This is a genomic window from Thalassospiraceae bacterium LMO-JJ14 (assembly GCA_021555105.2).
GTDB lineage: Bacteria > Pseudomonadota > Alphaproteobacteria > Rhodospirillales > Casp-alpha2 > UBA4479.
The window spans coordinates 735,742-756,269 of the sequence record CP134604.1; the positions used below are offsets into that span (position 1 = coordinate 735,742).

Below are 20,528 nucleotides of genomic sequence, written 5' to 3' on the forward strand. Positions count from 1 at the left end.
GCCGCGAAGGCGCTATTGTTGCGCCCGGAATGTGCCGCCAAGTGCTGGGGGTGTCAACTCAGAGCAGTTATTGTGTGATTCCTGTCAGCCAATCCGCAAGATCATCGATCCTGTGGTGCACATGCCCGTCATCGGACGTCTCGCGCGACCAGCCGACGCCGGTGTCCAGCCATACGGTGGTCATGCCGAGGCCCGCAGCCGGGACGAGATTCTTCGCCATGTCCTCGACCATGACGGCTTCGGTGGGATCGATATCGAAGCGCCGGCAGAAAGCATCATAGGTATCGGGGGCCGGTTTCGGCACATATCCAGCATCGATGATGTCGAAACAGCCCTCAAAATGATGGGCGATGCCGATGTGGCGGGTGATGTTCTCGGCGTGCGCGGTCGAGCCGTTGGTAAAGATCACCTTGCGGCCGGGAAGCTTTTCGAGGGCCTCTATCAGAGCCGGATCGGCGGAAATCGGCGCCAGATCGATGTTATGGACATATTCCAGAAAAACATTCGGGTCGACGTCATGGCGCGTCATCAAACCCCGCATGGTGGTGCCGAATTCGTGGAAATACTGTTTTTGCAGCAAGCGTGCTTCATCCTTCGGCAGCCCCAGGAGACTGCTGACGAAGTCTGTCATGTTCCAGTCGACCTGATCGAAAAGGCGCGAAGATGCCGGGTACAGGGTATTGTCGAGGTCAAACACCCATACACTTGCGGCCAACAGCTCATCGGGCTGCAAGCGGACGGTATTCGGGGTGTTTTCGGGATCAGCGGTGTTATTGTCTGTTTTCATGACAGGTTTACTTAACGTTGGCGGTGTACGAGAGGCAAGACGGAAAAGAAAACCTTGGAAAATCGCGGGTTGGCACCATTGCAAAGCATCTTCTAGTATGAACACAGGGAGACAACATTGATCGGGCAAATTGATGGCCAATGAGGCATCTGCTCCGGCTGAAGCAGCCCGGGCGAGTGACAGCGACGTTAAGCTTGTCGCCGGATATCCGGGGCCTGCGCTTTTGCTTGATGGCGCCGGAAAGACATTGCTTGCCAATGCCAAAGGTACAGGGCTTGAGAAAGCTCTTGCCGGCGGGGCTGTTGCCGATATTGAAACGCTGGTCGCCACAGCACTGGAAAGCGCCAGTATTGCCAATGCGACACTTGCCATCGCCACCAGCCGTGGCGAACTGGTGCTCGACGTCACTGCCGTGCCGATACTGAAAGCGGACGGCACGGTTGATAAGACACTGCTTCTGGCCCGCGATCTGACCATGGAGCGCAACCTGCGCACGACACTGGTAGAATCCCGCCAGCGCTATAAGGACCTCGTCGAGATTTCCAGCGACTTCTCATGGGAGGTAGACGCCCAGGGCAAGCTTATCTTTGTCTCGCCGCAAGGCGCTCTTGGCTACAAGCCCGACGAGTTGGTCGGACATGAAGCCCGCGGGTTCGTTATTGATGCAGATGAATACACGCCGTTTCCCTTTACCACGACGCGCAAACTTGAAAACGTGGAAATGTGGATGATCAACAAGGATGGATCGACGGCATGTGTCGTTGTTTCTGCCCTGCCCCTGGTTAAGAACGACGACGACAGCGAAACATGGATTGGCTGCCGCGGCAATTGCCGCGATGTAACCGAAGAGCGCGAGAGCGAGGCAGCCCTGGCGCGTGCACGTCATCGCGAGCAATTACTGAACTATATTGTTTCGCAGATTCGCGACGAAATCGAGCCACACGATATGTTGATGGCGGCGGCAACAGCCTCGGCAAGGGCGCTCGGCGCGGCTGGATCGCGCATCTTTCGCGAAGATGTCGAGCGCGAAGCTTTCTCTGTCGCGGCTGAATACGGCAACGTCGAAGGCGTGGAAGAGTTAAGTCAGAAGATTGCAGGGCTCAAGGCCGGCGAGGTCATCGCCGTTGATACCGCCAACTGGGCGGCATTGCTGGCGACCACGCAATATCGCGGCGATGTCAATGGTGCCCTAGCCATGTGGAAGCCAAAAAAGGCAGGGGCATGGGATGACGATCACCGGCTGATGCTGACCGATGTTGCTAACCAACTTGGCATTGCCAGTGAGCAAATCGCCAATCATGAACGGATCGTCAAATTGTCCAGAACGGATGGCATGACAGGGCTGTTGAACCGCCGGGCATTTTACGATGAAGAACTGCCGCGCCGCATCGCGCGTCTGGCACGGAGCGGGCAAACGGCATCGATGTTTTATGTCGATATGGATAACTTCAAACGCGTCAACGATGTGCACGGCCACCAGGCGGGAGACGATGCCATTCTTTTCCTGCGCGACATGTTGATCAATTTTTCGCGCCCCGGCGATCTGGTCGCCAGACTAGGCGGTGACGAGTTCGGGATGTGGCTGGACGGCATCGACGAGGAAACGAGCGAAAAGCGTGCCGGCCAGTTGATTCAGACCAGCAAACAGATGGTTTCGATGTCGGGGGACGAGGATCATCCGCTTGGGATTTCCATTGGCGTTGCCTTTTTCGATCCGGCGTCGGGAGAATCGCTTGATGACCTCCTTGCGCGCTCCGACGCAGCAATGTATTCCGTTAAAAAAAGAAGCAAGGGGGGCTTCGAGATGGCGCCGCCGCCAGGGACGCCGCTTGAATTGCCTGAGTAGATAACTCACGGCGGTGATATAAACGTCACTGTTGATTGGGAATGTGTGGGATGACCGGGATTCTCGGTGAGGGCACTATTACCTACGAACGGGCCAAGGAGCTCGCACGTAGTGACGACCCTGCCGTGCGCGCCGCGCTGGCGGAACGTGCCGACCTGTCCCCCGAACTGCTGTACTATTTAGCTGAAGATAAGTCCGTATATGTACGCAGGGCCGTTGCTGTTAACGAATCGGCTCCCCGCCAAACCGACATGCTGCTGGCTCAGGATGAGGATGAGGATGTTCGAGGGGGGTTGGCCCGTAAAATAGCTCAGGTCGCCCCGGATCTCAGCCAAGAGGCGTCAGAGAAGGTCCAGGAACAGACCTACCAGGCTCTGGAGATGCTTGCGAGCGACCAGATTACCAAGGTCAGAGCGATCCTGTCGCAGGCGTTGAAGGATGTCGTCGATGCGCCGACCGACATTATTCGAACGCTTGCAAATGACATCGAAATCGAGGTTTCCGCACCGGTTCTTGAATATTCACCGGTCCTGACGGATGCGGATCTGATTGAGATCATCGAAAGTGGCCCCGCGCCGGGCGGTGTCGCTGCTATTGCTCGCCGTGGCGCGGTTTCCGAGAATTTGGCCGACGCCATCATCGAAACGGATGATATCGAAGGCATTGCCGAGCTGTTGGATAACGGTTCGGCGCAAATACGCGAAGAGGCGCTTGATGATTTGATTGAAAGGTCTGAAAGGCAAGAACTCTGGCAACCGCCTTTGGTTGCACGCAAACACCTTCCCGAAGGAGCCGCCCAGCGAATGGCAGGCTTTATTGCCGAGAATCTGCTGCTTGAACTGTCAAAACGAACTGACCTGGACGAATCAACCATGGCTGCCGTCAGTGACATCGTGCGTGATCGTCTGGGTGGAGATGCTGAGCAAGACAAGAAAACCCTCGCTGCCGGATTTGATTTTCTTAAGGTCGATCCGCCTTTGGACACTGCCCAGCGTCTGCATGGCGCAGGAAAACTGCAAGACAAGGTTGTTGTGAAGGCGCTTCAGGCAGGCGATCATGCATTCGTTTTTGCTGCCCTGATCGTCAGGGCGGGCGTCGACCTGGCCCTTGCCCGCAAGATTTTCATAGAAAAAAATCCTGCAGGAATTGTTGCGTTGATTGGCAAAGCGAAAATGCCTGCTTCAATCATCGTGATGGTACAACAGCAAATGGGGCGGATTGCACCATCTCATATTATCGAACCCGAGGACGATTTAACTTTCCCGATGTCCGATGAGGATATTGACTGGAATATCGAATTTTTCTCGAATATGGCCGAACGTGCCTGAATCCGGCTGATCTCCACGATATTCCCGTAAATCTTCAGCGGATTATTTCACGGTTTCGGCGGACCATTATTGCTATGGCCGAAACAGGGCTGTATTCGGAACAGGCACCTTGAATTTTCAAAGCGCTGACGATTTATGACCCTATCTTATGAAGATGCAAAATCGGTCGCCCATGATGGCGATGATGAGGCACGCGAGACGCTCGCTGGTCGTGACGATATTGCGCCTGAACTGCTTTACTATCTGGCAAGCGACAAGCAGCCTTCCGTCCGCCGGGCGATTGCCGCAAATCCCTCGGCGCCTATGCATGCGGATATCCTGTTGGCGCGTGACGATGAAGAGAGTGTGCGTGCCGTATTAGCCGAAAAAGTAGCGGGGATGGCTTCCGGCGATGCACATGACAATAAGCGGCTGGAGGAACTGGCCCACGAGGCGATGCAGTTGCTGGCAAAGGACCAGACCGTCAGGGTCAGACAGATATTGTCCGAAGCATTACGCGAAGTCGCGGATGCCCCCGCCGATGTCATCCGCCGCCTGGCTTGGGATGTCGAAACGGTGGTTGCGGCGCCGGTGCTGAGATCGTCTCCGGTCCTGAATGATGAAGACCTGATTGAAATTATTCTGGCGAAACCCTCGCCTGGCACGGTTTCGGCAGTATCTTTACGCAGCGGCGTATCCGGCAATGTCAGTGACGCTATTGTCGAAAGTGAGGATATCGAAGCCATTGCCATGCTCTTAGGCAATCCAAGCGCGCAAATCCGTGAAGAGACACTGGACCGTTTAATCAATGACGCCGGGAAAATCGATCTGTGGCAAATGCCGCTTGCGATGCGCCCGAAGTTACCGTCGAAAGCGGCTGTGAAGATTGCCCAGGTGGTGGCGGAAGATGTCTTGAGACGAATGCAGGCACGCAAGGACCTCTCAAAAGAAGCGACGAAAGCGGTGCGTGACATTGTCTTGAAGAGACTAGGCGACGGCATTGCCCTGTTACCCGAGGATGACGGCAAAAAGCTGTATGGCGCCGGCGGCATGCAGCCGGATGATGCTAGCATTTTTGATCGCGCTACGCACGAATGGGCTGCCGGAACTTTGGACGAGACGGCCCTTGTTCGGGAATTGACAAAGGGCGATATGAATTTTGCCAAGGCCATTCTGTCTGTAATGGCGGATGTACCGTACCGTTCGGTCAGGCGGCTCGAGGCTACGCATAACGTCAAGGGATGCGTGGCTTTATCCTGGGGCGCAGGCCTCAGCGCCAAGACGGCAGAAATCGTTCAGGAGAAACTTGGCCAGGTGAAGGCTGAGGATGTCTTGCGCGAAGATGGCGGCAACTATCCAATGACAGACAAGGATATGGCCTGGCAACTGGAATTGCTTCGCAAAGTATAACGGTTATCCGCGCGAGATCAGTGTGCCGGCGCCACCGGCTGTGAACAATTCAACCAATACCGTGTGCGCAACACGACCGTCGATGATCGCCGCGCCGTCGACGCCACCCTGTATGGCTTCGATGCAGGTTTCGATCTTTGGGATCATGCCTCCCGTGATAACGCCGTTTTCAATGGCCTCCCGTGCTTCGGAGACCTTGAGTTCGGAAATAAGGTTCTTATCCTGATCGAGTACGCCTGCGACATCGGTCAGCATGTACATGCGAGATGCCTGCGTCGCCGCGGCAATGGCACCGGCAGCGGTATCAGCGTTGATGTTCAGCGTCTCGCCGTCGGGGCCGATGCCGATGGGGGCGATCACCGGAATAATATCGCTGCCTTCGAAGGATTCCAGTACGAAAGGCGAAATTAACTTTGGTTGACCGACCAGCCCAAGATCAATCACACGCTCGATGTTGCTGTCCGGATCGCGCTTCGTGCGGGTCAGCCGCTCGGCACGGATCAGATTGCCGTCTTTGCCGGACAGGCCGATCGCGGTGCCGCCGGCATTGTTGATGGCAGCGACGATCTGTTTGTTGATCGAGCCGGACAGAACCATTTCGACAACGTCGATGGTTGCCTGATCGGTGACGCGTAGCCCGTCGACGAATTCAGATTTGATCTGCAGCTTTTCAAGCATGGCGCCGATCTGCGGGCCGCCGCCATGTACGACAATGGGGCGGATGCCGACTTGGCGCAGCAAAACCATGTCGCGTGCAAACAGGTCGAACAACTGTTGATCACCCATGGCATTGCCACCGAACTTAACCACGACGGTACGTCCGCTAAAGCGCCGCATATACGGAAGTGCCTCGGAGAGAACGGAAGCTTTGGCGAGGTTATTTTCGCGATTTTCGTCGTGTGTTTTGCTCATGACGGGAAACCAACTCAAGTTTTAAGAAACGTGAACTCTTTGCATAGTCCAAGCACCGTTACTCGGCAAGGCTCGCCAGCTCAGCACGCAATTCGGGGATGCCGGCGTTTTCGCGTGAACTGGTACGCATAATGTCCGGATGCGCCGCGCCATGCTTGGCCAGTTCTGCAGATGTCGCCTCGACAAGACGGCCCAGCGGACCCGGTTTTACCTTGTCGCATTTGGTCAGCACGATCTGATAGTTCTGCGCCGCCTGATCCATCATTTTCATGGCCGTACGGTCACTGTCCTTGAGCCCGTGTCTGGCATCGATCAACAGACAGCAACGGCGCAATTGCACGCGGCCTCGTAGGTAATCCTCGATCAGCCGAGTCCAGCCGTCGATTTCCGACTTCGCTGCCCGGGCATATCCGTAGCCGGGCAAATCGGCGAGCATAAGATGGCCGCTGACATCGAAGAAATTGACTTCCCGGGTGCGGCCCGGGGTGTTTGAAGTGCGGGCCATTTTCTTGTGCCCGATGAGTGCGTTCAGAAGGCTGGATTTGCCGACATTGGAGCGTCCGGCAAAAGCGATTTCCGGAACATTGCCGGTTGGAATTTGAGACATTTCCTTGGCGCCAAGCACAAACGAAACCTCGCCGGCGAACAGCAGTCTGCCGGCTTCGATCTCGGATGGTTCGTAGCTGCGGGGGCTCATGTCGGTCCCCTCCGGTCCCGGGTGTGATCTACCCTGATCAGATGAAATCAGTTCAGGGCATCCTTTGCGTTAATACCCATGCGTCGCATGATAATCCACTGCTGAATGATCGACAGGGTATTGTTCCATGCCCAGTAAATAACCAGCCCGGCCGGGAATTTCGCCAGTAGGAACATGAAGAACAGCGGCATGAACAGGAAAATCTTGGCCTGGATCGGGTCCGCCGGCTGCGGGTTCAGGCGCTGCTGAATGAACATCGATGCCCCCATGATCAATGGCCATACGCCGAGATGCATGAAGTCGGGGGGGGACCACTGAATCAAATCGAACAGGGTGAAAAGATTGGTCGGATCGGGTGCCGAAAGATCGTGCACCCAGCCGAAGAATGGCGCATGGCGCATTTCGATGGTGACGAACAGCACCTTGTAGAGTGCGAAGAAGACCGGAATCTGCAGCAAAATCGGCAAACAGCCGGAAGCCGGATTGACCTTTTCACGCTTGTACAGCCCCATCATTTCCTGGTTCAGCTTGACCTTGTCTTCGGCAAACCGCTCACGCAACTTGACCATCTGCGGCTGCAGTTTCTTCATCTTGCTCATCGATACATACGATTTGTTGGCAAGCGGGAAGAACAGCACCTTGATGACGACGGTCAGCAGCAGGATAGAAATTCCCAGGTTGCCGACAATGCCGTGAATCCACAGCAACGCCAGGAAGATCGGTTTGGTCAGAAAGTAGAACCAGCCGAAATCGATGGCCAGGTCAAAATTGATGATGTTGTAGCGTTCGGCATAATTATCGAGAAGGGTAACTTCCTTGGCGCCGGCGAACATATTAGACTGACTGGCGGCGTTGCCACCTGCAGGAACGACCACGGCGGCACCCAGGTAGTCCGATTGATATATATCGACGACACCTTCCTTGCGGTGCAGGAAGCGTGTCTGGACCTTGTCCTTCTGATTGGGGATCAAGGTTGTCAGCCAGTATTTGTCGGTAATGCCGATCCAGCCACCTGTGGTCTCGGCAGAGATACCGGCGGGCTCATCCTTGAGATCATCGTAGTCGATTTCTTTTAACGCACCGTCAACGACGCCGAGCAGGCCTTCATGAAGAATGTAGAAACCGGTTGTTTTTGGCGTGCCGTAACGGCTGAGCAGCCCATAGGGATAGAGAGTCAATGCTTGCGAAGTGTTGTTTTCGATACTTTGCTCGATCGAGAACATATAGTTTTCGTCGATGCTGATCTTACGCTTGAAGACAAGGCCCTTACCGTTGTCCCAACTCAGGGTGACCGGGTTGCCCGTGCTCAGAGTGTCGGCATCGGCCGTCCACATGGTGTCGAGATCCGGCATCGGCTGCCCTTCGGCGCCGGTCCAGCCATAGCCGACATAATAGGCCTCAACCGAACCGCGCGGCGACAGCAGAACGATTTCCGGGCTCTCGCGGTCGATGGTCGTGCGATAATCGATCATCGTCAGATCGTCGATCAGGCCGCCCTTGAGCGAGATCGAGCCATGCAGCCGGGGAGCATCGATATCGACACGCTGGACATTCTCAAGGGCTGCCTTGCGGCTTTGTTCAACAAGGACCTGGGTACTTGCGATGGGCGCCGTCCCGGGGATGGCGGGCGCTTGCGGCAGGGCGTCGTTTGAGGGGCCGGCCGGCACGCCACCCTGAGTGGGGGCGCTTTGCGCCGCCTGCTGCTCAGCGGTCTGCTGCGGCGGCACCGAACTGGTGTTAAAGAAAGTCTCGAACAGCACCAGAATGGCAACCGATAAGGCGATGGCCAGGATCATGTTCTTTTGGTCGTTCATGGGTGTTCAGGGCTCCCTTTTCGGTCTGCCAGGTCGACCGGGTCGGCGGCGGGGACGGGATCGTATCCCGAACCCCCCCATGGGTGACAACGTAAGATTCGTTTTACGGCAAGAAAACTTCCGCGCCATGCGCCATGTTCATGCAGAGCCTCTTCGGCATAGCATGAGCAACTGGGGTGAAACCGGCAGCTGCCGGGCATGAAAGGGGAAATTCCGTAGCGGTATAGCATAACGAGCGCATGCAGAGGTGCACGGACAAGTCTTTCGGCAACACGTTCAGGCATCTCAGGCGCCTCGCTCGGAAGCGGCAATGCAGGCATCGAGTTTCTTCAGGCTTTTCAAAAAATCGTCCTTCAGGTCCTCGAACGGGCGTGCCGGGGTGGCAGCGCGGCCGATAATCACGATATCCAGGCCCGGCTTTACCTGACCTGGCAGTACCGCATCGACGCAGGCGCGCAGACGGCGGCGGGCACGGTTTCGCACCACGGCGTTCCCCACCTTGCGGCTGGTTGTATAGCCGACGCGAACCAGATCTTTTCCAGCTTCACCGGCTGGACGCTTGCGGACCTGCACTACCATACCAGGCGTTGCCCATTTGCGCTTGGCTCCGGCAACAGCAAGAAATTCACGCCTTTTTTTCAGGCGCGCATGACCGGGCTGTGTGGAGGTCAGGGACATGCGGACGCGGAACGACCGCCCGCCCTTAAGCGGACAGGCGCTTACGGCCCTTGGTACGGCGGTTTGCAAGCACGCGGCGACCACCAACCGTCGCCATACGGTGACGGAAGCCGTGACGGCGCTTGCGAATAAGCTTGCTTGGCTGATACGTGCGTTTCACGGAACTTCTCCTTGCAAAATCGCCCGCTGTATACGGTCTTGGCGCAGGCAAGTCAACGATGACAATGCTGTTTTCGCACGATTAACCAAAGTATTTTCCCTGTGCGGATTCGGTGGGCATCCGCATTTGGCGGCCGTTCACGCGAACTTGACCCGATGTTGATGGAACGTTGGTTGCTCTTGGCGGCACAATTGCGAGAATGCAGCTGCATCGCCGCCTTTGGGCGCGAGGAGAAAATGCCGTTTCTTTGCCGCCTGTAATCATCTGGCTGGCTGGTGGCGGGGAAGCAGTTTATCCAGGAACAGGGACATGCAAATGAGTGTGCGCGGTCAGGAAACAGAGCCTGAAACGCAAAAGCTGGGCGCACCGGGTTCTGCCGTGAAACGTCTGGTCCCGCTGGCTATCGTCGTGGCGGGGATGGCGGCTGTCTTTATTTTCGACCTGGACCGGTTCCTGTCTTTTCAGGCATTGCAGGAGCACCGGGAGTTTCTACTCGGTTGGACGGCCAACAATCGTATCCTGGCGGCTGTACTGTTTATTGCCGGATATTGCGTGATGGTGGCACTTTCCGTGCCCGGCGCAGTCTGGGCGACGCTTGCGGGCGGTTTTGTGTTTGGCACCGTTGTTGGCGGGATATATGTGATCATCGGCGCAACGCTGGGTGCGACGGCGATTTTTCTGATTGCCCGTTATGCCCTCGCCGACATGCTTCGGGCAAAGACCGGCAATGCAATCAAAAAAATGGAGGCGGGCTTTAATGAGAATGCCTTGAGTTACATGTTTGTACTCAGGCTTGTGCCACTGTTTCCTTTCTGGCTGGTTAATCTGGTGCCGGCGTTTCTGGGTGTGCCGCTCAGGATCTATGTGATTGGCACGCTTTTCGGGATCATACCGGGATCGATTGTTTATGTCAGTGTCGGGAGCGGTCTCGGCAGCGTTTTTGAGAAGGGCGGCACGCCCGACCTCGGGATTATTTTCACACCAGAGGTGCTGCTGCCGATTCTGGGGCTGGCGGCCTTGTCTCTGGTGCCGGTATTCTACAAGCGTATCAAAGGCGGCAAGGCCGCCGGCGCACCTGAGGGGGATCAGGGATGAGCGGGCATATCAAGACCGATATCTGTGTTATCGGCGCCGGGTCTGGCGGCCTTTCCGTCGCGGCGGGTGCGCAGCAGATGGGTGCCGACACGGTCCTGATCGAAAAGAATAAAATGGGCGGCGATTGCCTGAATTTCGGCTGTGTGCCGTCCAAGGCGTTGCTGGCGGCGGGTCACGCGGCGCAGCATATTCGCGCTGCCGGACGCTTTGGCGTCGATGCGGGCGCGCCGCAAATAGATGCTAAACGCGTGTTTGAGCACGTGCATGGCGTTATCGCCGCCATCGAGCCCAATGATTCCGTGGAGCGCTTTACCGGCCTTGGCGTTAATGTGATCGAAGCCGCCGGACGTTTCATCGACGAAAGAACCGTCGAAGCGGGTGGAAAGCGGATCTCAGCGAGGCGTTTCGTGATCGCCACCGGATCGTCGGCGTTCGTGCCGCCGATCGACGGGCTGGACAGTGTGCCTTATTACACGAATGAAACGGTTTTTTATACCGATGTGCTGCCCGAACACCTGATCGTCATCGGCGGCGGGCCGATCGGCATCGAGCTTGCACAGGCGCATCGCCAGCTCGGTTGCATGGTAACGGTCCTGGAAATGTTCACGGTCATGCCAAAGGACGACCCGGAGTTGGTCGATGTGGTGCGTCGGGCGCTGGATCAGGACGGTGTCGTTTTGCGCGAAGGTATCAAGATCGCGCGGGTTGAAAAATCTGCCGAAGGCGCGACGGTCGTGCTTGAAACAGATAGTGGTGAAGAAAAAATCAGCGGATCGCACCTGCTTGTCGCCACCGGGCGCCGGGCCAATGTGGACAGCCTTGATCTGGAAGCGGCCGGGGTCCGTTACTCGCCCAAGGGTATAGACGTCGATGCGCGTCTTAGAACATCGAACAAAAAGATTTTTGCCATCGGCGATGTTGCGGGCGGGCTGCAGTTTACGCATGTCGCCGGGTATCATGCCGGGATCGTCATCAAAAACGCACTGTTCAGGCTTCCGGCGAAGGCCGATCACAGCAACGTGCCGTGGGTAACGTATACATCGCCGGAACTGGCGCAGGTCGGACTGACGGAAGCCCAGGCAAAGGAAAAACACGGCGGCGATATCCGTATTCTGCGGTGGCCATTTCATGAAAACGATCGCGCTCAGGCAGAAGGTGAAACCGAAGGTATGGTCAAGGCCGTGACAACGAAAAAAGGCGTCATTCTGGGTTGCGGGATAGCCGGGCCGCATGCCGGCGAATTGATCCAGATATGGATTCTGGCGATGACGAACAAGATCAAGATCGGCGGCGTGGCTACCATGATTGCACCGTATCCAACATTTGGCGAAGTCAACAAACGCGCTGCCGGCAGCTTCTATACGCCGTCGCTGTTCAGTGATAAAACACGGAAAATCGTTCGTTTTCTGGCTAAATTCGGCTGAATGGGCGTAAAACGACAGTCATGAACGACGAGCAAGGCAAACCGCAAAAGCGCTTTATCAACCTGTCGGCCCGGCTTTTGATCCTGACGGTCAGTTTTGTAATGCTGGCGGAGGTGTTGATCTGGACACCTTCGGTGGCGCGTTTCCGCAAAAGCTATATCGATGATTTCATCGCCCGTTCGTATCTGTCGATGGTGGCGCTGGATGCGATGCCGGAAACCCAGCCGAATCAGGATCTGGAAAATGCGCTTCTGCATCAGACCGATGCGCTTGCGATCATCGTCAACCGCCCGGACCGGCGCATGCTGATGGTCGGCGGCGATATGCCGCCGGCGGTCGATTTGTCCGTCGACATGCGCAAGGAGAACTTCCTTTCCATGATCGCGGCAGCTTTTGATACCTTGTCCAGAACCGATAACCGGGTGATCCGGGCCATCGGCATGCCGCCCAGACAGCCTGATCTGACCGTCGAGGTGCTGTTTGAGGAAAAAACGATGCGGGCCGCCATGCTCGAGTTTTCCTGGCGGATATTCAATCTTTCACTAGTCATATCCCTGATCACAGCGTCGCTGGTGTATCTGGCCCTGCAGTGGATGATCGTGCGGCCGATCCGCCGCCTGACCCATGCCATGATCGGATTTCGCGACAATCCCGAAGATGCGACCCGCATTATCACGCCGACCCCGCGTGGCGACGAGATCGGCGTGGCGCAACGCGAACTGGCGGAAATGCAAAGCCAGGTACAGATGTCGCTGAAACAGAAGAACCGGCTGGCAGCGATGGGCAGCGCCATGACCAAGATCAATCATGATCTGAGGAATACCCTGGCGACCGCCGTTCTGGTTTCCGACAGGCTTCAGTTAATCGAGGACCCGGAGGTCAAACGCGTCACGCCACGTCTGATGAAGGCGATCGACCGCGCCATCGATTTGTGCAGCCAGACGCTGAATTACGCCGCTGACGAAATGTTGCAGCTTCGGCCCCGGTTGTTTGTGCTTCGCGATCTGGTCGAGGAACTGCGGGGCATTCTTGAAATGTCCGAGGAAATGACGGCAACGGCTTGGCAGGTCGATATCGACCCGGATCTGGAAATCGTTGCCGACCGACGTCACTTGTTGCGCGCACTGCATAATCTCTGTGTGAACGCCATTCAGTCAGGCGCGGTGACGTTAACGCTCAGCGCGAGAACAGACGATGGCCGGATCGTCATCGATGTCACAGATAATGGTCCGGGTCTGCCGGAAAAGGCGCGCGAGAACCTTTTCCAGGCATTTGCGGGGTCCGGCCGCAAGGGCGGTACAGGCCTTGGCCTTGTGATCGTGCGTGAGGTTGTCATAGAGCATGGAGGAGATGTTCAATTGCTGCATACGGGCCCCGACGGCACCATGTTCAGGATTATTATTCCCGACGATATTCCGCCGTATGTGGCGGAAATGGACGGATCATCAAAGTCTGACTGATCGTTTTCGTTATTCCCCCAGCACGACACCTTCGCGTCGCGGATCGGCGCCGCCGTTCATCATTCCATCCACAAATTGAATACCGTGAAGGCCACTCGTCATTTCGCGCAGTTTGACCGTATGGCCAAGCGCTTCCAGCGCCGGTTTCAGGGCTTCGGCGGGTGTGCCGGCTTCAATATCGACGGGACCGCCGCGGCTGACGATATTGGGGGCGGCGATGGCGTCGGCGACATGCATGTTCCAGTCGATGACGCCGAGAATCGCTTTCAGCGTATACCCGGCAATACGCGAGCCGCCGGGCGAACCGATCGCCAGTACCGGCTTGCCGTTCGCATCGAAGACAATTGTCGGTGACATGGTGCTGCGGGGCCGCTTGCCGGGGGCCGGTGCATTGGCGACGGGATGCCCATCCGATCTCGGCCGGAAGGAGAAATCCGTCAGTTCGTTATTCAGCAGAAACCCTTGAGACATATGCTTGGAGCCGAATGCCCGCTCAATGCTGGCAGTCATGGACACCACATTGCCGTATGAATCGCGGACCGAAAAATGTGTCGTTGAAAGCCCTTTGGTGGCGTCATCTTCGGCGCCCCAATCCCATACCGTGCGCCCGGCACGTCCGGGCCCGACAAATTCCATGCGTTTAGCGGGGCTGATCTGCCGCGCCCGTGCGGCCAGATACGTTTGGTCGAGCAAGCCGGCCACCGGAACCGGCACGTAATCGCTGTCGGCGACATAAAGCGCACGGTCGGCAAAGGCGAGACGGCTGGCCTCGACAAGCAGATGCACGGCGTCGGCGGAGAACGGCTCAAGCGCGCCCAGATCGAAATGCTCCAGCATGCCGAGGATCTGACCGACCAGAATGCCGCCGGACGACGGCGGGCCCATGCCGCAGACCCGGTAAGTGCGATATGGCACGCAGACGGGGCCGCGTGCTTTCGCAGTATATCCGGCAAGATCTTCCACCGTCATCACGGCCGGGTTGAATGCGGCGGTAGAGACGGTTTCAGCGATGCCTTTGGCAATCTCGCCGGTATAAAAAGCGGCGGCGCCGGCTTCGGCAATACTGCGCAGGACACCGGCCAGTGCGGGGTTTTTAAGGGTTGTGCCAACCTTGAGCGGCTGCCCGCCGGGGTAGAAATAGTCACGCGTGGCGGGGATTTTCGGCATCTCCGTATCCGCCGCCAATAATCCGGCCAGTCTTGGTGTGACATCAAAGCCGTCTTCGGCAAGGCGGACGGCCGGCTTAAACAGGTCTTGCCATGGCAGTACGCCGTGCTTGGCGTGCGCCAGCGCCAGCATGCGGAGCAGGCCCGGCACACCGACGGCGCGCCCGCCAAGGGCTGCTTGCGGCCACGGGATGGGTTGGCCGGCGGCATCCAGAAACATGTCCGGCGATGCCGAAGCCGGTGCCTTTTCACGGCCGTCATAGGTTTCGGTATTATTCAGCGAGGCATCGTAATGCACCATGAAAGCCCCCCCGCCGATCCCCGACGATTGCGGTTCGACGAGTGTCAGGACCATCTCGGCGGCAATGGCGGCATCGACGGCGCTGCCGCCCTCGGCAAGGATATCATGTCCGGTTCTTGCTGCCAGCGGATGCGCAATGGCGATCATGAAGTCTTCAGCGGACCCGCGCCGGTGTGCATCGATATCGATGCCGTCGTCGCACGCGGACAATCCGGCAGTCATGCCGAATATCAATAACGCGGCGAAAAGCAAACGCGGTGGCGGCGATTCTCGCATGGTCATCCTAAATCCTGTACAATGACGGTGAACGTTAGAGCGCCCGTCCTTGATGTTCAAACATCGGATGCAGGGCGGCGAAGTGAATGCGATTGGAAAATTGTCAGAGGTTGCCGGGCGATGATGCCGCTACTCAGAGAGCATTTTGTGATTATTTTGCTGGTGCTGTTTGCTGGCGTACTTTTCTGGGCCTTCAAACCGAGAAAAAACAAAAAGAATCATATCCTTGAAAATGACTCTTCAAGTACTGATGAAGATCTAGTATGAGAAGTTATCCACACTCTTTCTGAAAGATATCCACATAAGGTTGAGCGCTAATACCTTGGTATAGAGTGTTTTTTGAGCCCATGCCTATAAATTGTCTATTGTGCAGCGCAATAATTTCGGGATAGGTTCTGCGCGGGAAAACGTTCAATACGGGGAGAGGAGCAGCCATCGACATGGCGGTATCCAGACTTCAATCGACGGACATTCGCGGTCGCAAGGGTGCGGGTGAACTGGTATGCCTGACGGCTTACGACACGCCGATGGCCAAGCGTGTCGATTCGCACTGCGACCTGGTGCTGGTCGGTGATTCGCTGGCAATGGTGGTCTATGGGTTGGAAACCACACGCGGCGTGACCCTGGATATCATGATCGCACATGGCCAGGCCGTGATGCGCGGTACGGAGCGAGCCTGCGTCGTTGTCGACTTGCCGCATGGCAGTTACGAGGATAGCCCGGAACAGGGAGTCGCGTCTGCGAAGCGGGTAATGCAGGAGACTGGCTGTCAGGCTGTGAAGCTGGAAGGTGGCGAAGAGATGGCCGCAACGGTTGCCGCCATTGTCGGCGCAGGTGTGCCGGTTCTCGGGCATATCGGACTATTACCGCAAAAGGCTGAACATCGGGGCGGATTCAAGATTCAGGGGAAGGACGACGCCGGCGCCAATCAGGTTTACCGCGATGCGACCGCAATTGAACAAGCCGGCGCTTTTGCCATTGTTATCGAGGGTACCGTGGAAGCCGTGGCACGCGAGGTGACGGCCAGAAGCGGCGTGCCGATGATCGGTATCGGCGCCTCTCCGGCTTGTGATGGGCAGATTCTCGTGACGCAGGATATGGTCGGCCTATTTGCCGATTTCACACCAAAATTCGTCAAGCGCTACGGCGATGCCGGGAAGTTGATTGAGGATGCGGTTGCCGCCTATGCGTCGGATGTTCGGGCCGGTGATTTTCCAACGCTGGAGCACTGCTTCGGCGTCGGACAGAAGAAGGACTGATCGGATGGAGGTCGTTCGTACCGTTGCTGAAATGCGCGAGCGGACAGGGGCTTGGCGGTTAGGCGGCGAACGTATCTCGCTGGTGCCGACCATGGGGGCGTTGCATGACGGCCACATGTCGCTGGTACGGCGTGCTGCGGAGCAATCGGAGCGGCAGGTCGTCTCGATCTTCGTCAATCCGACGCAGTTCTCGCCGAGCGAAGATTTCAATACCTATCCGCGCGATGAACAGCGCGATCTGGCGATGCTGGAACAAGCAGATGTCGATCTCGTCTTCGCACCGGAAATGTCGCAGATGTACCGTGACGATCATCGCACGAAAGTCGAAGTGCAGGGGTTGAGCCAGACACTCGAAGGTGAATTCAGGCCGCATTTCTTCATCGGCGTTGCCACGGTTTGCGCCAAACTGCTGATACAAACGATGCCGGATAGCGCGTACTTCGGCGAGAAGGATTATCAACAACTTTGCGTGATCCGTGCCATGGCGCGCGATCTTGATCTGCCGGTGCAGATCATTGGCGGCGAGACGGTTCGCGAAAGCGATGGTCTCGCCATGTCATCCAGGAACACTTACCTCAGCAATACCGAACGTACGTTGGCGCCGCGTTTGCATCATGAAATCAGCGATGTCGCCCATCGTGTCGCGGGGGGCGATCCGATTGAAATCGCCTGCGCAGACGCCACGGAGAAGTTGGATGAAGCCGGGTTCAGCAGCGTCGATTATGTCGCTGTGCGCGACGCCGAAACCCTCGAGTTGCCGGCGCGGGGCCGCCCGATGCGGGTCCTGGCCGCCGCGTGGCTCGGCAAGACCCGCCTGATCGACAACATCGCCGTCTAGTTTCCGACTCTAGTGGGCAAAAAAATGCATGCCGCCGTCGACCGGAATGACGGCGCCGGTGATGTAGCTTGCCAGCGGTGACGCAAGAAACGCCACCAGCGGGGCGACATCTTCGGGATCGCCGAAATAACCCATCGGAATATTCGATTCGATAAACTTTTTGCGTGATTCCTCGCTCGGATACAGCCGTTCCAGAATCTGCTCGCTGTTGATACGCCCAGGCGGGATGCAGTTGACCGTGATGCCGTCCTTGGCAACCTGGCAGGACAGCCCCTTGGCCCAAAGATGCAGCGCGGCCTTGGCGGAAATCGCGGCATTGATGACGCGGGGTTCCATGGAGCCGGAAAAATTGATGATGCGCCCCCATCCCTGTTTCTGCATTGCCGGCAGAAGGGCCTGGGTCAGGCGGCGGACGGCGGTAAAATTGAGTTCGATAGACTGGTCCCAGGTTTCGTCATCGGCGAACATGTCAATCGGCAGCGACGCCCCCGCCGCATTGACCAGAATATCGACAGCACGCCCGTCCGGTTGAGCCGCCTTCACGATGCCGCTCAGTTGCTGCCGGTCCGTCAGGTCGGCAGAAATAATCCGAGGCCGTGGTTGCCCGGCGGCAGCGATGCCGTCGGCAATTTCCGCCATAAGTTGTTCGCGCCGCGCCAGCATGGTGACGCTGGCGCCCTCTGCGGCCAGGGTCCGGACGATTTCAGCACCGATGCCGGTACTGGCGCCGGTGACGAGCGCCGTTCGGCCGCCAAGTTGAAGTTCCATGAAATACGTTCCGCTTATTTTTTCGGCGCAACATCAAGGCGCACGACCTTGCCTTCAAGATCTGGTGACGGTGCCGGGTAGAAATCAAGCACTTGCGGGTCGTGACCGGGCACGATCAGGTCTTCATTGCCGGCCGCGAGACGACGCAGCTTGTCATGACCTTCCATCATGTCACCGATATGCAGCACAGTGCGGAACGGGTTCTTGTCCCACATATTGTGATACAGGTGCGAGGCATCGGATGCGACGACGACGCGGCCGCGTGCTGTTTCGACCGTGACCGACTGCAGCCCCATCGTGTGACCGCCGATGAAATGCAGGCCGATGCCGGGGAACAGTTCCGTGTCGCCATCGTGAAAAACGACGCGTTCCTTATAGACTTCACGGACCATGCCGACCACGTGCTCGATGTCGAACGAGTGACGCAGCGTTTTGTGCGCCATATAGCGCCCTGTGGCGTACTGCATTTCCTTGTCCTGAAGATGAAAGCGCGCCTTCGGGAACAGATCGAAGTTGCCGACATGGTCGTAATGCAGGTGCGTGATGATGATGTCTTCGACTTCGTTCGCATCGACCCCAACCAGGCTCAGCGATTCCGCCGGACAGCGGATCAGCTCGCGCCCGCGTTCAGCGGCTGCCTTGGCGTTGAAGCCGGTATCGATCACGACCGTGCGGTTCTTGTTGATCGCCACCCAGACGAAATAATCGAGTGGCATGTTACCCTCGTGCGGGTCGGGATCGTCGATGAAGTTCGCGCTGGCATCGCGGTCGTGGTGGGCGTATTTGATGGCAAACAGCTCGTAAGTCTCGGACATGGATGGCTCTCCGGGTTATTTGGCCGAGAGTTTGCCATCTTGGTGCGAACTGTACCAGACCCTGTATAGAACAAGTGCGGGCCTTGCACAGGGTCTTTCGGGGCGGCTATTGTTGTATAGGCAAACAAAAGGAGCCGGTCATGGCATTCGACGACCTGGACGCTGAAATCACCTATCTGATGGATGTCATGGAGGGCGATCAGGGGGATCTTCGCGAGATTGAGTTCCGGCTCCGACAGGTGATTTCGACGTTACGCGCCGAAGGTCTGCCGGTGCCGGATGACCTCAAGAAACTGGAAGCCGATCTGGACCAATTGCTGTCCAAATAAACACTACTCTGCGGCTTCGCTGGCAGGACGTTCAGCGGTTTCCGTATCGTCTTTCTTTTCAGATGCCGGTTTTTGCGGCGTGCCGAGTTCGTCTAGATCGCCATGCACACGCCCGCCCTCGTCGATGGCAAGGCGCCCGTAGCGGATTTTGCCCTTCACATCGCCGGTGGCGTGCACAATAAGGCGTTCGCGTGCGGTTAACTCACCTTCGAAACGGCCTTTGACGATGGCGATGTCAATTTCGACAGTGCCCTTGTAGACTCCCGTCTCGGAAATTTCGATGACGCGGGAATCCATGGATGCTTCAACATAGCCTTCGACGACAAGGGTGTCGCAGTCTTCTATCTCGACCCCTTTGAGCTTGATGTTCGGACCGACGATCAGGCGGCTTTCCGACGGCCTGGCGTCTTCATCGCGATTGTTCTCCGACATGCCCGGTCTGGGCGGGCGGTTTTGTTCATCGAGATGTTTGCTGGGCGGCATGCCGAGCAGACTGGCTGGCGGCGTTTTCGGTGCGGGCTTGCTGGGGATCGGGTTTACGTCTTTTTGAAACAGCGCCATGGAGTCCTCCGTAATGCGGTGCATGTTATGGTGATAAGGCAGCCCGATTGATCGCAGGAGATTGCGGTCGGCTGTTGTTCAAATCATGACGATTTAGGGGCGTGTGCGGAGCGTGATCAGTCGCGGCCGTCGGCGAGCGGGCGGGCGTACTGTGGCTCGGTGTCCCAGGGGAAGAATATCCACACGTCCTGATCGATGTCGTGAACATAGGTATCGATCAACTCGATGGCTTTGGGTTTGGCGTAAACGGTGGCGAAGTGTGCATTGGGCAGGATTTCGCGGGCGGCCTTCATGGTCGTGCCGGTATCGACCAGATCATCGATCAGAAGCCAGCCTTCGCCGCCATTGGCTAACGCGGCTTCGGGTTTTTTCAGGATGTTGAGGCGGCCCTGTACCTGTTCGTCATAGCTGGTGATGCACAGTGTATCGACGACATGGATCGACATTTCACGGGCAACGATGGCAGCCGGGACAAGCCCGCCCCGGGTCAGGGCAACGATGCCTTGCCACGGGCCTTTGCCGAGCAGGCGGCGCACAAGGATGCGGGTGTCGCGATGCACCTCGGCCCAGGTGACGATGTGATGTTCGATGTCGTCGCGAAGCTGCACCATGGCGTTATCCCATG

The 20,528-nt window shown here is 57.3% G+C and carries 21 protein-coding genes; 9 read left to right on the forward strand and 12 right to left on the reverse strand.

Annotation, left to right across the window (positions count from 1 at the left end; all coding sequences use genetic code 11):
• Window positions 1-67: 67 nt before the first annotated feature.
• The gene (locus L2D14_03585) at window positions 68-787 is read right to left on the reverse strand and encodes a pyrimidine 5'-nucleotidase (GenBank protein ID WNK00512.1); all 720 of its coding nucleotides are present in this window, start codon (window positions 785-787) and stop codon (window positions 68-70) included.
• Window positions 788-920: 133 nt separating this feature from the next.
• Between L2D14_03585 and L2D14_03590 the strand changes: the two genes are divergently transcribed.
• From L2D14_03590 to L2D14_03600, 3 genes are all read left to right on the forward strand, one after another.
• Window positions 921-2,633, forward strand: a complete 1,713-nt coding sequence (locus tag L2D14_03590; GenBank protein ID WNK00513.1) for a diguanylate cyclase — start codon at window positions 921-923, stop codon at window positions 2,631-2,633.
• A 50-nt stretch (window positions 2,634-2,683) separates the two neighbouring features.
• Window positions 2,684-3,961, forward strand: coding sequence for a DUF2336 domain-containing protein (locus L2D14_03595; GenBank protein WNK00514.1), 1,278 nt, complete (start codon window positions 2,684-2,686; stop codon window positions 3,959-3,961).
• A gap of 321 nt (window positions 3,962-4,282) precedes the next feature.
• The gene (locus L2D14_03600) at window positions 4,283-5,350 is read left to right on the forward strand and encodes a DUF2336 domain-containing protein (protein ID WNK00515.1); all 1,068 of its coding nucleotides are present in this window, start codon (window positions 4,283-4,285) and stop codon (window positions 5,348-5,350) included.
• A 3-nt stretch (window positions 5,351-5,353) separates the two neighbouring features.
• Here the strand turns inward: L2D14_03600 and argB are convergent, their stop codons facing one another.
• The 6 genes from argB to rpmH are packed head-to-tail and all read right to left on the reverse strand — an operon-like array spanning window position 5,354 to window position 9,611.
• Window positions 5,354-6,262 carry an acetylglutamate kinase gene (argB, locus tag L2D14_03605; GenBank protein WNK00516.1) on the reverse strand — a complete coding sequence of 303 codons (909 nt, stop codon included), beginning with the start codon at window positions 6,260-6,262 and terminating at the stop codon, window positions 5,354-5,356.
• Between the two features lie 58 nt (window positions 6,263-6,320).
• Window positions 6,321-6,959, reverse strand: coding sequence for a ribosome biogenesis GTP-binding protein YihA/YsxC (gene yihA, locus L2D14_03610; protein WNK00517.1), 639 nt, complete (start codon window positions 6,957-6,959; stop codon window positions 6,321-6,323).
• 47 nt (window positions 6,960-7,006) lie between these two features.
• The gene (gene yidC, locus L2D14_03615) at window positions 7,007-8,773 is read right to left on the reverse strand and encodes a membrane protein insertase YidC (protein ID WNK00518.1); all 1,767 of its coding nucleotides are present in this window, start codon (window positions 8,771-8,773) and stop codon (window positions 7,007-7,009) included.
• The gene (gene yidD / locus L2D14_03620) at window positions 8,770-9,093 is read right to left on the reverse strand and encodes a membrane protein insertion efficiency factor YidD (protein ID WNK00519.1); all 324 of its coding nucleotides are present in this window, start codon (window positions 9,091-9,093) and stop codon (window positions 8,770-8,772) included. Before yidD ends, yidC begins: the two co-directional genes overlap by 4 nt.
• On the reverse strand, window positions 9,059-9,451 hold the full coding sequence (rnpA, locus tag L2D14_03625; GenBank protein ID WNK00520.1) for a ribonuclease P protein component: 393 nt from the start codon (window positions 9,449-9,451) through the stop codon (window positions 9,059-9,061). Before rnpA ends, yidD begins: the two co-directional genes overlap by 35 nt.
• Before the next feature lie 25 nt (window positions 9,452-9,476).
• Window positions 9,477-9,611 (reverse strand): 50S ribosomal protein L34, encoded by a 135-nt coding sequence (gene rpmH / locus L2D14_03630; GenBank protein WNK00521.1) that lies wholly within the window; start codon window positions 9,609-9,611, stop codon window positions 9,477-9,479.
• Window positions 9,612-9,920: 309 nt separating this feature from the next.
• Between rpmH and L2D14_03635 the strand changes: the two genes are divergently transcribed.
• From L2D14_03635 to L2D14_03645, 3 genes are read left to right on the forward strand one after another with little or no spacing between them, the layout of a single operon-like run.
• Complete coding sequence (locus tag L2D14_03635) at window positions 9,921-10,706, forward strand: TVP38/TMEM64 family protein (GenBank protein WNK00522.1); 786 nt, start codon at window positions 9,921-9,923, stop codon at window positions 10,704-10,706.
• Entirely contained in the window at window positions 10,703-12,130 is a 1,428-nt protein-coding gene (locus L2D14_03640; protein WNK00523.1) for an FAD-dependent oxidoreductase, read from the forward strand. Before L2D14_03635 ends, L2D14_03640 begins: the two co-directional genes overlap by 4 nt.
• Before the next feature lie 20 nt (window positions 12,131-12,150).
• Complete coding sequence (locus L2D14_03645; protein ID WNK00524.1) at window positions 12,151-13,590, forward strand: HAMP domain-containing sensor histidine kinase; 1,440 nt, start codon at window positions 12,151-12,153, stop codon at window positions 13,588-13,590.
• A gap of 9 nt (window positions 13,591-13,599) precedes the next feature.
• Here L2D14_03645 and ggt read toward each other — a convergent pair whose 3' ends face one another.
• Window positions 13,600-15,339 carry a gamma-glutamyltransferase gene (gene ggt, locus L2D14_03650; protein WNK00525.1) on the reverse strand — a complete coding sequence of 580 codons (1,740 nt, stop codon included), beginning with the start codon at window positions 15,337-15,339 and terminating at the stop codon, window positions 13,600-13,602.
• A 434-nt stretch (window positions 15,340-15,773) separates the two neighbouring features.
• Here ggt and panB point away from each other — a divergent pair, with 434 nt between their 5' ends.
• Window positions 15,774-16,592, forward strand: a complete 819-nt coding sequence (panB, locus tag L2D14_03655) for a 3-methyl-2-oxobutanoate hydroxymethyltransferase (protein ID WNK00526.1) — start codon at window positions 15,774-15,776, stop codon at window positions 16,590-16,592.
• A 4-nt stretch (window positions 16,593-16,596) separates the two neighbouring features.
• Complete coding sequence (gene panC / locus L2D14_03660) at window positions 16,597-17,430, forward strand: pantoate--beta-alanine ligase (GenBank protein WNK00527.1); 834 nt, start codon at window positions 16,597-16,599, stop codon at window positions 17,428-17,430.
• A 9-nt stretch (window positions 17,431-17,439) separates the two neighbouring features.
• Here panC and L2D14_03665 read toward each other — a convergent pair whose 3' ends face one another.
• Both L2D14_03665 and L2D14_03670 read right to left on the reverse strand, forming a co-directional pair.
• Window positions 17,440-18,198, reverse strand: a complete 759-nt coding sequence (locus L2D14_03665; protein ID WNK00528.1) for an SDR family oxidoreductase — start codon at window positions 18,196-18,198, stop codon at window positions 17,440-17,442.
• A gap of 14 nt (window positions 18,199-18,212) precedes the next feature.
• Entirely contained in the window at window positions 18,213-19,013 is an 801-nt protein-coding gene (locus L2D14_03670) for an N-acyl homoserine lactonase family protein (GenBank protein WNK00529.1), read from the reverse strand.
• 140 nt (window positions 19,014-19,153) lie between these two features.
• Here L2D14_03670 and L2D14_03675 point away from each other — a divergent pair, with 140 nt between their 5' ends.
• Window positions 19,154-19,342 carry a hypothetical protein gene (locus L2D14_03675; GenBank protein WNK00530.1) on the forward strand — a complete coding sequence of 63 codons (189 nt, stop codon included), beginning with the start codon at window positions 19,154-19,156 and terminating at the stop codon, window positions 19,340-19,342.
• 3 nt (window positions 19,343-19,345) lie between these two features.
• Here L2D14_03675 and L2D14_03680 read toward each other — a convergent pair whose 3' ends face one another.
• Together L2D14_03680 and gpt are read right to left on the reverse strand one after the other, a co-directional pair.
• A complete protein-coding gene (locus L2D14_03680) occupies window positions 19,346-19,903 on the reverse strand; it encodes a polymer-forming cytoskeletal protein (protein WNK00531.1) in 558 nt (185 codons plus the stop codon).
• Window positions 19,904-20,019: 116 nt separating this feature from the next.
• Window positions 20,020-20,514 (reverse strand): xanthine phosphoribosyltransferase, encoded by a 495-nt coding sequence (gene gpt / locus L2D14_03685; protein WNK00532.1) that lies wholly within the window; start codon window positions 20,512-20,514, stop codon window positions 20,020-20,022.
• Between the last annotated feature and the right edge of the window lie 14 nt (window positions 20,515-20,528).

Coding starts and splice junctions, on each gene's coding strand:
- L2D14_03585 (WNK00512.1), bottom strand. CDS start 787: ATGAAAACAGACAATAACACCGCTGATCCCGAAAACACCCCGAATACC.
- L2D14_03590 (WNK00513.1), top strand. CDS start 921: ATGGCCAATGAGGCATCTGCTCCGGCTGAAGCAGCCCGGGCGAGTGAC.
- L2D14_03595 (WNK00514.1), top strand. CDS start 2,684: ATGACCGGGATTCTCGGTGAGGGCACTATTACCTACGAACGGGCCAAG.
- argB (WNK00516.1), bottom strand. CDS start 6,262: ATGAGCAAAACACACGACGAAAATCGCGAAAATAACCTCGCCAAAGCT.
- yihA (WNK00517.1), bottom strand. CDS start 6,959: ATGAGCCCCCGCAGCTACGAACCATCCGAGATCGAAGCCGGCAGACTG.
- yidC (WNK00518.1), bottom strand. CDS start 8,773: ATGAACGACCAAAAGAACATGATCCTGGCCATCGCCTTATCGGTTGCC.
- yidD (WNK00519.1), bottom strand. CDS start 9,093: ATGCCTGCATTGCCGCTTCCGAGCGAGGCGCCTGAGATGCCTGAACGT.
- rnpA (WNK00520.1), bottom strand. CDS start 9,451: ATGTCCCTGACCTCCACACAGCCCGGTCATGCGCGCCTGAAAAAAAGG.
- L2D14_03635 (WNK00522.1), top strand. CDS start 9,921: ATGCAAATGAGTGTGCGCGGTCAGGAAACAGAGCCTGAAACGCAAAAG.
- L2D14_03640 (WNK00523.1), top strand. CDS start 10,703: ATGAGCGGGCATATCAAGACCGATATCTGTGTTATCGGCGCCGGGTCT.
- L2D14_03645 (WNK00524.1), top strand. CDS start 12,151: ATGAACGACGAGCAAGGCAAACCGCAAAAGCGCTTTATCAACCTGTCG.
- ggt (WNK00525.1), bottom strand. CDS start 15,339: ATGACCATGCGAGAATCGCCGCCACCGCGTTTGCTTTTCGCCGCGTTA.
- panB (WNK00526.1), top strand. CDS start 15,774: ATGGCGGTATCCAGACTTCAATCGACGGACATTCGCGGTCGCAAGGGT.
- panC (WNK00527.1), top strand. CDS start 16,597: ATGGAGGTCGTTCGTACCGTTGCTGAAATGCGCGAGCGGACAGGGGCT.
- L2D14_03665 (WNK00528.1), bottom strand. CDS start 18,198: ATGGAACTTCAACTTGGCGGCCGAACGGCGCTCGTCACCGGCGCCAGT.
- L2D14_03670 (WNK00529.1), bottom strand. CDS start 19,013: ATGTCCGAGACTTACGAGCTGTTTGCCATCAAATACGCCCACCACGAC.
- L2D14_03675 (WNK00530.1), top strand. CDS start 19,154: ATGGCATTCGACGACCTGGACGCTGAAATCACCTATCTGATGGATGTC.
- L2D14_03680 (WNK00531.1), bottom strand. CDS start 19,903: ATGGCGCTGTTTCAAAAAGACGTAAACCCGATCCCCAGCAAGCCCGCA.
- gpt (WNK00532.1), bottom strand. CDS start 20,514: ATGGTGCAGCTTCGCGACGACATCGAACATCACATCGTCACCTGGGCC.